The organism is Staphylococcus sp. EG-SA-10, from assembly GCF_017151945.1.
Taxonomy (GTDB): domain Bacteria; phylum Bacillota; class Bacilli; order Staphylococcales; family Staphylococcaceae; genus Staphylococcus; species Staphylococcus aureus.
Genome location: NZ_JACVZJ010000003.1, coordinates 14,343 through 26,804 on the forward strand (window position 1 = coordinate 14,343; position 12,462 = coordinate 26,804).

13 protein-coding genes and 1 other RNA gene are annotated in these 12,462 nt (G+C 32.5%); 11 read left to right on the forward strand and 3 right to left on the reverse strand.

From position 1 onward, the window contains the following. Nucleotides 1–107: 107 nt before the first annotated feature. From asnS to IDG45_RS03730, 4 genes are all read left to right on the forward strand, one after another. Entirely contained in the window at nucleotides 108–1,400 is a 1,293-nt protein-coding gene (asnS, locus tag IDG45_RS03715; RefSeq protein WP_000858797.1) for an asparagine--tRNA ligase, read from the forward strand. 328 nt (nucleotides 1,401–1,728) lie between these two features. After that, entirely contained in the window at nucleotides 1,729–2,415 is a 687-nt protein-coding gene (locus tag IDG45_RS03720; RefSeq protein ID WP_000362213.1) for a DnaD domain-containing protein, read from the forward strand. After that, a complete protein-coding gene (gene nth / locus IDG45_RS03725; RefSeq protein ID WP_000253768.1) occupies nucleotides 2,405–3,064 on the forward strand; it encodes an endonuclease III in 660 nt (219 codons plus the stop codon). The genes IDG45_RS03720 and nth overlap by 11 nt, the downstream gene beginning before the upstream one ends. A 4-nt stretch (nucleotides 3,065–3,068) precedes the next feature. Beyond that, nucleotides 3,069–3,410: a YpoC family protein gene (locus IDG45_RS03730; RefSeq protein WP_000182028.1), complete on the forward strand. Its 342-nt coding sequence runs from the start codon at nucleotides 3,069–3,071 to the stop codon at nucleotides 3,408–3,410. 516 nt (nucleotides 3,411–3,926) lie between these two features. Here the strand turns inward: IDG45_RS03730 and IDG45_RS03735 are convergent. Both IDG45_RS03735 and recU read right to left on the reverse strand, forming a co-directional pair. Next, nucleotides 3,927–6,110 (reverse strand): transglycosylase domain-containing protein, encoded by a 2,184-nt coding sequence (locus IDG45_RS03735; protein ID WP_000138347.1) that lies wholly within the window; start codon nucleotides 6,108–6,110, stop codon nucleotides 3,927–3,929. Then, nucleotides 6,107–6,733, reverse strand: coding sequence for a Holliday junction resolvase RecU (gene recU, locus IDG45_RS03740; protein ID WP_001108892.1), 627 nt, complete (start codon nucleotides 6,731–6,733; stop codon nucleotides 6,107–6,109). The genes IDG45_RS03735 and recU overlap by 4 nt, the downstream gene beginning before the upstream one ends. Nucleotides 6,734–7,038: 305 nt before the next feature. On the opposite strand from recU, the gene IDG45_RS14055 reads away from it, so the two are divergent. From IDG45_RS14055 to IDG45_RS03775, 7 genes are all read left to right on the forward strand, one after another. Continuing rightward, the gene (locus IDG45_RS14055; protein WP_001788819.1) at nucleotides 7,039–7,218 is read left to right on the forward strand and encodes a hypothetical protein; all 180 of its coding nucleotides are present in this window, start codon (nucleotides 7,039–7,041) and stop codon (nucleotides 7,216–7,218) included. Nucleotides 7,219–7,272: 54 nt separating this feature from the next. Beyond that, nucleotides 7,273–7,623: a YppE family protein gene (locus IDG45_RS03750; RefSeq protein WP_001000802.1), complete on the forward strand. Its 351-nt coding sequence runs from the start codon at nucleotides 7,273–7,275 to the stop codon at nucleotides 7,621–7,623. Beyond that, the gene (locus IDG45_RS03755) at nucleotides 7,616–8,179 is read left to right on the forward strand and encodes an SLOG family protein (protein WP_000241310.1); all 564 of its coding nucleotides are present in this window, start codon (nucleotides 7,616–7,618) and stop codon (nucleotides 8,177–8,179) included. The genes IDG45_RS03750 and IDG45_RS03755 overlap by 8 nt, the downstream gene beginning before the upstream one ends. A gap of 13 nt (nucleotides 8,180–8,192) precedes the next feature. After that, nucleotides 8,193–8,537 carry a cell division regulator GpsB gene (gene gpsB, locus IDG45_RS03760; protein WP_001286320.1) on the forward strand — a complete coding sequence of 115 codons (345 nt, stop codon included), beginning with the start codon at nucleotides 8,193–8,195 and terminating at the stop codon, nucleotides 8,535–8,537. 62 nt (nucleotides 8,538–8,599) lie between these two features. Then, nucleotides 8,600–8,979, forward strand: an RNA gene (rnpB, locus tag IDG45_RS03765) — RNase P RNA component class B. 209 nt (nucleotides 8,980–9,188) lie between these two features. After that, nucleotides 9,189–10,334 carry a THUMP domain-containing class I SAM-dependent RNA methyltransferase gene (locus tag IDG45_RS03770; protein ID WP_000487150.1) on the forward strand — a complete coding sequence of 382 codons (1,146 nt, stop codon included), beginning with the start codon at nucleotides 9,189–9,191 and terminating at the stop codon, nucleotides 10,332–10,334. An 83-nt stretch (nucleotides 10,335–10,417) separates the two neighbouring features. Next, nucleotides 10,418–10,750: a DUF4889 domain-containing protein gene (locus tag IDG45_RS03775; RefSeq protein WP_000516800.1), complete on the forward strand. Its 333-nt coding sequence runs from the start codon at nucleotides 10,418–10,420 to the stop codon at nucleotides 10,748–10,750. Between the two features lie 351 nt (nucleotides 10,751–11,101). Here the strand turns inward: IDG45_RS03775 and IDG45_RS03780 are convergent, their stop codons facing one another. Next, a complete protein-coding gene (locus IDG45_RS03780) occupies nucleotides 11,102–12,442 on the reverse strand; it encodes a PepSY-associated TM helix domain-containing protein (RefSeq protein ID WP_031927646.1) in 1,341 nt (446 codons plus the stop codon). Nucleotides 12,443–12,462: the final 20 nt, after the last annotated feature.

Below are 12,462 nucleotides of genomic sequence, written 5' to 3' on the forward strand. Positions count from 1 at the left end.
TCATTACCATTTACACGTTATCTTTTAGTCTAGTTCTAGAACTTGAAAGCGGATTTTGTTAAAATGAATGAGTATTGTATAACGAAAAAATAAATAGGAGAATGGTTATGAAAACAACGATTAAACAAGCGAAAGATCATTTAAACCAAGACGTTACAATTGGTGCTTGGCTAACAAATAAACGTTCAAGTGGTAAAATCGCCTTTTTACAATTACGTGATGGAACAGGCTTTATGCAAGGTGTAGTAGTTAAATCAGAAGTTGATGAAGAGGTATTCAAACTTGCGAAAGAAATTACTCAAGAATCATCTCTATATGTTACAGGCACAATTACAGAAGATAATCGTTCTGACTTAGGATACGAAATGCAAGTGAAATCAATTGAAGTTATTTCAGAAGCGCATGACTATCCGATTACACCTAAAAATCATGGTACAGAATTCTTAATGGATCACCGTCATTTATGGTTACGTTCTAAAAAACAACATGCCGTAATGAAAATTAGAAATGAAGTTATTCGTGCAACGTATGAATTTTTCAACAAAGATGGATTTACAAAGGTTGATCCACCAATTTTGACAGCAAGTGCACCAGAAGGTACAAGTGAATTATTCCATACTAAATACTTTGATCAAGATGCGTTTTTATCTCAAAGTGGTCAGTTATACTTAGAAGCTGCAGCAATGGCACACGGAAAAGTATTTTCATTTGGTCCAACTTTCAGAGCTGAAAAATCAAAAACACGTAGACACTTGATCGAGTTCTGGATGATTGAAGGGGAAATGGCTTTCACAAATCATACTGAAAGTTTAGAAATTCAAGAACAATATGTAACACATGTAGTAAAATCAGTTTTAGAAAATTGTAAACTAGAGTTGAAAATTTTAGAGCGTGATACATCAAAACTTGAAAAAGTTGCGACACCATTCCCTAGAATTTCATATGATGATGCAATTGAATTCTTAAAAGCAGAAGGCTTTGATGATATTGAATGGGGCGAAGATTTTGGTGCGCCACATGAAACAGCCATTGCAAATCATTATGATTTACCGGTGTTTATTACTAATTATCCAACTAAAATTAAGCCTTTCTATATGCAACCAAATCCTGAGAATGAAGAAACTGTATTATGTGCAGACTTAATTGCACCTGAAGGATACGGTGAAATTATAGGTGGATCTGAACGTGTGGATGACTTAGAATTGTTAGAACAACGCGTTAAAGAACATGGATTAGACGAAGAAGCATATAGTTACTACTTAGACTTACGTCGTTATGGTAGTGTGCCACACTGTGGTTTTGGTTTAGGTTTAGAGCGTACAGTAGCATGGATTTCTGGTGTTGAACACGTTCGTGAAACAGCGCCATTCCCAAGATTATTAAACCGTTTATATCCATAAGTTTTAGAATCGTTACTTAAAATTTATATTATGATAATAAAAAGAATCGTCCAGCCTATATTAATAGCTGGGCGATTTATGCTTGGAAAATGTAGATTGATAACGGCTTTCATTAAGCATGAACAAACTTTTGTTTAGTAACTATATTTGGAAAATAAATAGCTCGTCTGATTATACATAAAGTTCATTGTTAAAAACTAGTTTTAAAAAAATACTGTTATTTAAAATTTGTTTGCTACTAGTTAAATATATTAAGCATTTTAGTCGAAAATTAAAGAAAATGATTTATACTATTAAGTAATGGTTAAATTTAAAAGGGGGCACGAACATGGATAAATATCAATTAAAAGCAAGACCTGTAGTGATACGAAGAGAATTATTAGACCATTACAGTGACTTAGGTTTAGATGAGCAAGATTTAGTCATTTTGCTTAAATTGATTTATGCTTCCGAAACATCAAATAAACAGCCTTCAATTGAATTACTTCAGAAGGGCTCAACTATGCAACCACGCGATATTACAATGGTTATTCAAAATTTGATACAACGTGAATTGCTAGAATTACAAGTTCAAAAAGATGAAGAAGGTAGATTTACCGAATATATGAATCTAGATCCTTTTTTCGAAAAATTAAGTCATATATTGAAGCAACAAAGTATGGAAACGAAAGAGCAAAATAGTAAAGAAAAATTTAAACAATTATTTAGAATTTTAGAGGATACATTTGCAAGGCCGTTATCTCCATATGAAATAGAAACGTTAAATCAATGGATTGATGTTGATAAACACGATACTGCAATTATACAAGCGGCATTAGACGAGGCGAATAGTTTGAATAAACTTAGCTTTAAATATATGGATCGTATTTTACTTAATTGGAAGAAAAACAATGTCAAAACAATTGACGATTCTAGAAAAATAAGAGAAAAATTTAATAAACCGAAAATGACGCACACAGTTAAAACGGTACCTAAATTTGATTGGTTAAACGGGGAGAACCTTGATGGTAAGTAAGAAAAAAGCATTAGAAATGATTGATGTTATAGCAAATATGTTTCCGGATGCAGAATGTGAATTAAAACATGATAATCCGTTCGAATTAACTATTGCTGTATTATTGTCAGCGCAATGTACAGACGTTCTAGTAAATAGAGTAACAACTGAGCTGTTTAAAAAATACAAAACGCCTGAAGATTATTTGGCAGTCAGTGATGAAGAACTTATGAATGATATTCGTTCTATCGGTCTGTATCGTAACAAAGCAAAGAATATTAAGAAACTTTGTCAATCTTTGATTGATCAATTTAATGGAGAAATACCACAAACACATAAGGAATTAGAAAGTTTAGCTGGTGTAGGACGTAAAACTGCTAATGTAGTCATGAGTGTAGCATTTGGTGAACCTTCATTAGCTGTTGATACGCATGTAGAACGTGTTTCTAAACGCTTAGGTATTAATCGTTGGAAAGATAATGTGAGACAGGTAGAAGACCGTTTATGTTCTGTCATACCTAGAGATAGATGGAATAGGAGCCATCATCAACTCATTTTCTTTGGAAGATACCACTGTTTAGCCCGAAAACCTAAATGCGATATTTGTCCACTATTAGAAGATTGTAGAGAAGGACAAAAACGTTATAAAGCTAGTTTGAAAGAAGCGTGATAACATGACAAATATTACAAAAGAGGTATTTGATAATTTAGAACAAGAGATTGATGTATTTGCCAAAAATAAGACATTAGGTTCTAGTGAAGCAAAGCCCTACTTGGATGAATACCATAGTAAAATTATTGATTATTTTAAGCAGGTTAATGACATAACTGGCAATATTGATTTTGATAATTTAAATCAATATCCTGTTGTGCCAATGAATTTTAAAGAAAGATATGATTATATGATTGAACGTAAATATCATTTTATGGGCTATCGACAAATGAAGACCTTTAAAACTGAATTGATTAAAATGAATGCTAGTTATCAAACAAGGTTAAAGAATAAGCAGGTATAGACAAGTTTGATCATTTCCTAATGTTGAAAAGATGTAAAACTAATTCATGCACACATATTTGTATTTATGTTAGGTGTCGTGCCATTACAATGTCTTAATATAAAAACTGTCCATCTACATCATAATGGATATCTTGAGGTATGCTTTAAGATATCTATTTCGAATCGTAGGTGGATTTCTTATATCTATGATTGTGAAAATATGTTGCAAACATGTTGATATTTCACTGATTAACGTACTCAGGGAATTGATAAACATATCAATTTAAAACAGCGTCTAAGATGACTATGAGAAAATATAATCATAATTTTAAAAATGGGAACAAGCACTTTTGCAATATCAATAATTTTAAATAGCTAAAGATGTGAATATGAAAACTATTTAGATGTTTCAAAATGTATGTGAATGACTGATTTTACCGTTTCTACTAATATAGCAATAGCGTATGAATACTTATAAAAAAATCCTCAGTTATACCATATTTATGGTGTAACTGAGGATTTTATGTTGAGTGGATTAGTTGAATATACCTGTTAATCCACCGCTGTTTCTAGATTGTTGAGATCTAGTATTGTTATTTGATTGTGCAGTACCACTGCTGTTTGCTGATGTGTCACTACCACCGTGTGTACTACGATTTGTAGTGTTGTTATCTTGACTACCAGAAACATTGATTGATGGGATACTACCACTTACTGAGCTAGGACGTTTAAAGTCTTCGCCATCTCTAGATGAAATTTTTGACATCACATTTTCATATAAGAACTGTGGATATTCTTGTTGGCTATGTCCCACAAATGAGTTTTCACCATATTGTTTAACTTTACTGAAGCCCATCCACACTGACATAGTGTATTGAGGTGTAAAGCCGTTAATCCACACGTCTTTCGCTGCATTATCAGGTAAATTATATTGTGAATAAGTTTCAGCACCGTAAGTACCAGTACCTGTCTTAGCACCCATATTTACTCCAGATACACCATGGCCATATGCAGAACCATATGGTTTAAATGTACCTTTTAGCATCTCAGCTAACATGTATGCAGTGTAATCACTCATCGCTTTATGGCTAGTATGATCGTATTCGATTGTTTCACCATCACGAGTAACTACTTTTTGAATTGAATGCGCGTTGTTATAAGTACCACCGTTAGCGATTGCAGCAAATGCTGATGCTAATTGTGTTGGTGAGAATTCTGAAGCAGAACCACCAAGTACTTCAGATGGACCAATATCGCCTTCATAGTTTAAGCCAAGTTTGGCAGCGAATTTCTTAGGTGCATCATTACCAGCATTTTGCTTAACTGATTGCCAAGCTTTTAAAGCTGGAATATTGAAACTTTGTCGTAAAGCATCATAAATTGATACAGTACCGTGACTCTTCACATCGTAGTTTCTAAATGTAGATCCATCAACTTGATATGAAGATTCATCTTGAATCGCATGGTTTGTTGCCCATTTCATATTTTCAATGGCAGGTCCATACGCTAAGAAAGGTTTTAAAGATGAACCAGTAGGGTGAGGATCTGTTGCTTGGTTTCTGTTAACGACGTCTTTGAAATCACGTCCACCAGATATAGCAACTAAACCACCAGTTTTACTATCAAGAATCGTTGCACCAACTTGTTGGTCTTTATTCTTGTAGAAACTACCATTATCAACATCATTTTGTAATGTTTTTTGAACATCTTTATCCATGTTTGTATAAATTTTAATACCACTTTGTAATACATTACCTAAATTTTCATCTTTGAATGCTTTATTATTCATTAATTCAGATTTTACAAAGTTAACGTATGAATTATACTCAGAATCTTGATTTGTATCAATGTTTTGACGTTCTTCAGCAGTACGATTTACTAAGTTCGCTTTTAAATCGATTTTCTTAGCATCTTCCCACTGTTTATCTGTAATGCGTTTATGATAATGCATTAAGTATAAAACAGTGTTTTTACGATCTTCAGCAGCTTTTGGATGATCATAAATATTATAGTTGTTTGGAACCTGAGGTAAACCGGCTAAATAAGCTTCTTCCGCTAAGTTTAAATCTTTTAAATCTTTATTAAAGTAATACTTAGCAGCAGCTTTAATACCTGTTACGCCATCAGAATAGTAAATTTTATTTAGATATACTTGGAAGATATCATCTTTACTATACTCTTGTTCTAAACGATATGATAAGTATGCTTCTTGAGCTTTACGTCCAATAGATTTATGTTGTGATAAAAATGCATCTTTAACAACTTGTTGCGTTAATGTTGAGGCACCTTCAGAACCAAATCCACCAGTCAAGTTCTTACCAATTGCACCGAATAAACGTTTATAATCAAGTGCGCCATGTTCGTAGAAACGATTGTCTTCAGTTGCAAGTACTGCGTCTTTCATTGATTTCGGCACGTCTTTTAAATTTACATGCTCATGTCTTTGGCCATTATCTAATGTTTTAACAAGTTCTCCGTTCTTGTCATATATCTTTGCAGGAATCGGATCTTGTAATTTAGCTTCGGTAAAAGCAGGTGCTTTCCAAGCATAATAAGCAAACAATAAGATACCTAGTAAAAGAACAACGAAAAATGCAATAATCATGAAGCCAATAATCTTAATAATCGTTCTCTTCACATTTCTATTCTTTTTTGAGTTGGATTTCCCACCATTATTACCATTTTTCTTAGGCTGAGAAGATCCTTTGTTTTCCGTCATACGCGGTCCTCACTTTCATCTAATATCAACTTATCAACTGCTTTTAGATAGTCTAATCTTGGTTGATACTGATAAGGAATATGGTAACCATTTTTTCGTATTTCATCAACTGTTATAGACTTTTTAATATTATCTTTATATCTCTTCCAAAATATTTCGAATTTTGAATAGGGTAAAAGATAAACTTCATCTAGCGTTTTAAAACGAATCATTAAAAACACAATACCTTTTTGTTGATATGCATTTTTCATATGTTCGACTTGATGGTCATGAATATTATTTAAAGGAAAGGACGTCTTGTTTTTAGTTTCCTTTGCTTCAAAATCAATATAATAACCTTGATAAACGCCGTTGTAATCAGTTGTTGAAGGTGTACGAAAATAAGCTTCGTTAATCACAGCTTTACTCCGTTTAGGATAGTTGACATTAACTATTTGTACTGGCGTTGGCTTTTTGTGAATAACTGCAATGTCGCTTTTAAGATAAAACGCATTTGAATGTTCGATATCTTTTTCAAGTGACATACCACGTCCACCATACTCAATATTACTAAAGGCAGCGGTCTTTTTCCCTCCGTCTAAAGCACTATTTTTACGATATGGTTTACCATTTGGATAATTCATAAATTTCACCACACAAGTTTGGTAGTAAACGTTGTTTATTATACACAACATTATAGTGAAACACCAAACTTAAATTAGTATAAATGCGAAAGACACAATACACCAAAGCTTATTTTAACGTGATTTCAGCATTAACACAATAATATTATAATACATTTACCGTTAATGTTGGAATTTTACACACAATTTTAATTAATTGAAAAGTTTTGCTTATAAAAATGAATACTCATTACAATATTTTTGAATTTTGTTATAAAAGTCAAATCATGATCAGTAATTATTATTTTTGAGGCAAGTACAAGTATGTGTTGTTAATCAGCAGAGGTGTATTTGATTTAAATGATTTTATTAGATTAAAAGTATTTTCATCGTATAACAACATACACGATAAAATTTTGTATTTATATAGGAAGTTTTTAGATTTACTTGATTTAACAGATAACACATTTGAAAAAATAGTTAAATCAAATTATATAGAGTGTTAAAACATGACGAATACAGTATATTGTGATAAATTAAAAAATGTAGGAGGCGTCCTCATGAATGATGTAGTCGAATCACTAATTTATGAAGTTAACAACATGCAACAAAATTTTGAAAATGTGAAATCACAACAACAAGATCATGATTTTTACCAAACTGTAAAGCCATATACTGAACATATTGATAGCTTGCTCAATGAGATCAAATTACATCGTGAATTTATTATAGAAGTACCTTATATGAATTCAAGGAAATTTGAGCTACTGATTGCTAACATTGAACAACTTTCTGTCGAATGTCATTTTAAGCGAACAAGTCGAAAGTTATTTATTGAAAAGCTTAAAAGTGTTCAATATGATTTACAAAACATATTAGATGGCATAACTAAAGAGGGTACCTATGGTTAAAACAGTTTATGTAACAGGTTACAAATCATTCGAATTAAACATTTTTAAAGATGACGCACCTGAAGTACATTATTTAAAACAATTTATAAAACATAAAATTGAACAACTGTTGGATGAAGGATTAGAATGGGTGTTAATACAAGGGCAAATGGGTATAGAATTATGGACTGCAGAAGTTGTTATTGAATTACAACGAACATATGATTCGTTAAAGTTTGCTGTAATTACACCGTTCCAAGGACATACAGAAAAGTGGAATGAACATAATCAAAGTAAGTATGCCAACATAATTAAGCAAGCAGATTATGTTGATAGTATTTTTCATACGTCGTATCAAGGTCCCTTTCAATTTAAACAAGCAGATCAATTTATGCTTGAACATTCGGATCAAACATTGCTCATTTATGATGAGGAACAAGAGGCGAGTCCTAAGTTCTTCAAGCAGATGTTAGTTGATTTTATGGATAAAACAAACTATACTTGTGATATTGTGACGTTCGATGAATTAACAGCATTCATCAATGACTTACAGTGGTCTGAAGATCAAAGTTTCTAATGAGGTGGAAAAAATGTCAGATGTTTCATTGAAATTATCAGCAAAAGATATTTATGAAAAAGATTTTGAAAAAACAATGGCTCGTGGCTATAGAAGAGAAGAAGTAGATGCATTTTTAGATGACATTATTGCTGATTATCAAAAAATGGCCGATATGAATAATGAAGTTGTAAAATTATCAGAAGAGAATCACAAACTTAAAAAAGAATTAGAAGAATTAAGACTACGTGTAGCAACATCTAGACCTCAGGACAATAAAAGTTTTTCTTCGAATAATACAACAACAAATACATCTTCAAATAATGTAGATATTTTAAAACGTATTTCAAACTTAGAAAAAGCTGTATTTGGTAAATAATTACTAAATACAAAAGTTTAACTGTCTTACTAATAATGACTATGTTATAATTTTAAAAGTGATATTTTGGGTAATCGCTATATTATATAGAGGAAAGTCCATGCTCACACAGTCTGAGATGATTGTAGTGTTCGTGCTTGATGAAACAATAAATCAAGGCATTAATTTGACGGCAATGAAATATCCTAAGTCTTTCGATATGGATAGAGTAATTTGAAAGTGCCACAGTGACGTAGCTTTTATAGAAATATAAAAGGTGGAACGCGGTAAACCCCTCGAGTGAGCAATCCAAATTTGGTAGGAGCACTTGTTTAACGGAATTCAACGTATAAACGAGACACACTTCGCGAAATGAAGTGGTGTAGACAGATGGTTATCACCTGAGTACCAGTGTGACTAGTGCACGTGATGAGTACGATGGAACAGAACATGGCTTATAGAAATATCACTACTAGTTTAGCTCTCCTAGATGATGGAGAGCTTTTTTCATGAAAAGAACACTTAAAATTAACGCCTTGTCTTGATATAATGACACTGCCTTGTTTTAAAATGATAAGCAAATGCGTTAATGTATCAGCGATTAAATTTGTTGGAAATGTATAAAAAAACACAAGCTAAGAATAAAATACCTGTATAAAAGGAGAATCATATATGTTTCAATTACTTGCAGTTTGTCCGATGGGATTAGAAGCTGTTGTTGCTAGGGAAATTCAAGAATTAGGCTATGAAACAAATGTTGAAAATGGCCGTATATTCTTTGAAGGAGACGCAAGTGCAATTGTAAAGGCGAATTTATGGTTGCGCACAGCAGACCGAATCAAAATTGTTGTTGGACGTTTTAACGCAACAACGTTTGACGAATTATTCGAACAAACCAAAGCGCTCCCTTGGGAATCTATTATTGATAAAGAAGGTAACTTCCCAGTTCAAGGTAGAAGCGTTAAATCAACACTACATAGTGTGCCAGATTGTCAGGCGATAACTAAGAAAGCTATTGTTGAACGATTACGTCGCGCATATAACGAAAAAGGTTGGTTAAATGAATCAGGTGCCAAATATCCTGTTGAAGTTGCCATTTTAAAAGATAATGTATTATTGACTATCGACACATCAGGTTCTGGTTTGAACAGACGTGGTTATAGATTAGCACAAGGTGAAGCACCAATTAAAGAAACGTTGGCAGCAAGTTTAATCCGTCTTGCAAACTGGAAAGGTGATACACCTTTAATTGATCCATTTTGCGGTTCGGGTACAATAGCTATAGAAGCTTGTTTAATTGCTCAAAATATCGCACCTGGTTTTAATCGCGAGTTCGTATCAGAGCAATGGAACATCATGCCAGCAAATATTTATGATGATTACCGTGATGAAGCGGATAAGATGGCTGATTATGATAAAGAAATCGAAGTATATGCTTCTGATATCGATCCTGAAATGGTAGAGATTGCTAAGCGTAACGCTGAAGAAGTTGGGTTGTCTGATATTATTAAATTTAGTGTAAAAGATGTCAATACGTTAACAATTGATACAGAAGAACCGGTGGCGTTAATTGGAAATCCTCCATATGGTGAACGTATTGGTGATCGTGAAGAAGTTGAAGAAATGTACCGTTATATTGGTAAACTAATGAAACAACATCCATTTTTATCTACATACATTTTAACAAGTAATAAAGAATTTGAATATTTAGTAGATCGTAAAGCAACGAAGCGACGTAAGTTATTTAATGGATATATAGAATGTACTTATTATCAATACTGGGGTAAAAAGACAGAACGTAAAACTATTGAAAACTAAAATGTTTCTAATGCGTGACTAAAATTAGTAATAATTAAGTTCTCATGATAATAGGTATTTTTGAAAAATGGAGGAGTCTATATATGGGTAAAAAAATGGGTCTAGGTTTATCTATAGCATTGGTTGTTATTGGTATTGCCGTTGTATGTTTAATGATTTTTTCTAGTCAAAAAACGACTTATTTTGGTTATATGAATAGTAATACAAATGCAGAAAAAGTTGTCAGTGAAAAAGATGGATTAGTCAAACATAATATCAAAGTAGAACCATCAAATGATTTTAAACCGAAAAAAGGAGACTTTGTAAAATTAGTTTCTAAAGATGATGGGAAGACTTTTTATAAACAAGAAATTGTTAAACATGATGACGTCCCACACGGTTTAATGATGAAAATTCACGACATGCATATGAATTAATAAAAAGCATCTATAACGTAATTTGGAAGAAGTAAAGTAATCTTCTTATACGTTTTAGATGCTTTTTTATCTTCAAATTCAAAAAATCGGACAGATGGGAGTGGGACAGAAATGATATTTTTACAAAATTTATTTCGTTGTCCCACCCCGGCAAGGTTGACTAGAGTTGAAAAAAGCTTGTTGCAAGCGCATTTTCATTCAGTCAACTACTGCCAATATAATATTATAGACCCTAGGACATTGATTTATCTCCCAAGCTCCATCAGTACGATTTATTATAGAACCCGTTTTAAGTTATTAGAGAGTCGAGAATCATTTTGTAAATTTCGTCAGTTCAAAACTTTAAGTGCATTATTGTTTAGCACGACGATCTTTAATATATAATATTAATTCAATTATAAATACTAGGATAAGTGATAATCCAAATAATGGCATTAATAGTCCTAATACAATTAAACATATAATGAGTGATATAGATGCTGGTTTTTTTACGCGATGTGGTACTTTTACTGCAGTATTTTTTGTACGCTTTATCCAAGAGACAAATCCCATACCAATGGCTACTAATAAAGCGATACATACAAATAAATTAATGATTTTGTTTAAAATACCGAATAAATGACCTTCGTGAAGCGGAATGCCCCATGTAAACCATTTAGCAATAATACCGTAGTCATCATATTTAATCGTACCTAGCTTTTTACCGCTATATTGGTCGAAATAAAGTGTTTGTTCCTTGTAAGGTGATACATCTAGCCCAGTAACACCTGAATTACTAGTATTAGATACAATAAAGGTACCATGTTTATCACTTGGATATACGATTGAAAACGGCTTTTTAATACCAGCTTTTTGCGCCTGTTCAACGACCTTATCAATAGATATTTGATAATCTAATTTGGTTTGAGGCATTGCTGCATTACCATGATGACTACTTGAACCTTTTTCGGATGAAGCTGGCTGTTTATTTTTACGAGTAGCCCAAGGTAATTCATTCAAATCTGATTTAGGTGGATTAATCGCTAATTCACCTTGACCAAGGTCACCGTTTGTGTCCATCATACCGGCAATTTTACTGCCCATAAAACCAGACCATGGCAATCCAGTTAAAACTAATACAAACACTGGAATTGCAATGATAACTCCAATCATTGCGTGCCACTTTTGCCAACGAAGTGCCTTACTTTTGTTAGAAATTAAATGCTTCTTAATGAGTAAATAAGTACCAGATAAAATCATGAATATCGTCCAACATGCGGTTAACTCAACTAAATAATTAATAATAGTATTTTCAGTAAACAAAGAACTATGTATACTTCGCATCACATTAGAATACGTATGTTTCGCATTTTGATCTGCAACAAATTGATTGTTATGATCTAGAAAGACGTAACGCTGATTTCCTGCCATATCACTCAGTGTAATTCGTTTGTTATATGGTTCATCAAGTATGCTAACTTTACTTACAAAGAATCCTTCATATTGTCGTTCAACTTGATGTACTGCATCATTTAATGTTTGATGCGTTTTGACATCACTGTCACCAAAAAACTCATTCTTATAAATATTATTTTCAACTTCTGGAAAGAACAAGTAACCAATGCCCGAAATGGTTAAAGTGATTAACAGTGGAGCAATAAATATTGCTGCATAGAAATGTAATCTTTGTAATGGATTAAATGTATTTTTCATATTTCCCTCCCAATTGGCTA

Bases quoted from the DNA above. Each gene is read 5' to 3' on its own strand.
- asnS (WP_000858797.1), top strand. From the start codon at position 108: ATGAAAACAACGATTAAACAAGCGAAAGATCATTTAAACCAAGACGTT.
- IDG45_RS03720 (WP_000362213.1), top strand. From the start codon at position 1,729: ATGGATAAATATCAATTAAAAGCAAGACCTGTAGTGATACGAAGAGAA.
- nth (WP_000253768.1), top strand. From the start codon at position 2,405: ATGGTAAGTAAGAAAAAAGCATTAGAAATGATTGATGTTATAGCAAAT.
- IDG45_RS03730 (WP_000182028.1), top strand. From the start codon at position 3,069: ATGACAAATATTACAAAAGAGGTATTTGATAATTTAGAACAAGAGATT.
- IDG45_RS03735 (WP_000138347.1), bottom strand. From the start codon at position 6,110: ATGACGGAAAACAAAGGATCTTCTCAGCCTAAGAAAAATGGTAATAAT.
- recU (WP_001108892.1), bottom strand. From the start codon at position 6,733: ATGAATTATCCAAATGGTAAACCATATCGTAAAAATAGTGCTTTAGAC.
- IDG45_RS03750 (WP_001000802.1), top strand. From the start codon at position 7,273: ATGAATGATGTAGTCGAATCACTAATTTATGAAGTTAACAACATGCAA.
- IDG45_RS03755 (WP_000241310.1), top strand. From the start codon at position 7,616: ATGGTTAAAACAGTTTATGTAACAGGTTACAAATCATTCGAATTAAAC.
- gpsB (WP_001286320.1), top strand. From the start codon at position 8,193: ATGTCAGATGTTTCATTGAAATTATCAGCAAAAGATATTTATGAAAAA.
- IDG45_RS03770 (WP_000487150.1), top strand. From the start codon at position 9,189: ATGTTTCAATTACTTGCAGTTTGTCCGATGGGATTAGAAGCTGTTGTT.
- IDG45_RS03775 (WP_000516800.1), top strand. From the start codon at position 10,418: ATGGGTAAAAAAATGGGTCTAGGTTTATCTATAGCATTGGTTGTTATT.
- IDG45_RS03780 (WP_031927646.1), bottom strand. From the start codon at position 12,442: ATGAAAAATACATTTAATCCATTACAAAGATTACATTTCTATGCAGCA.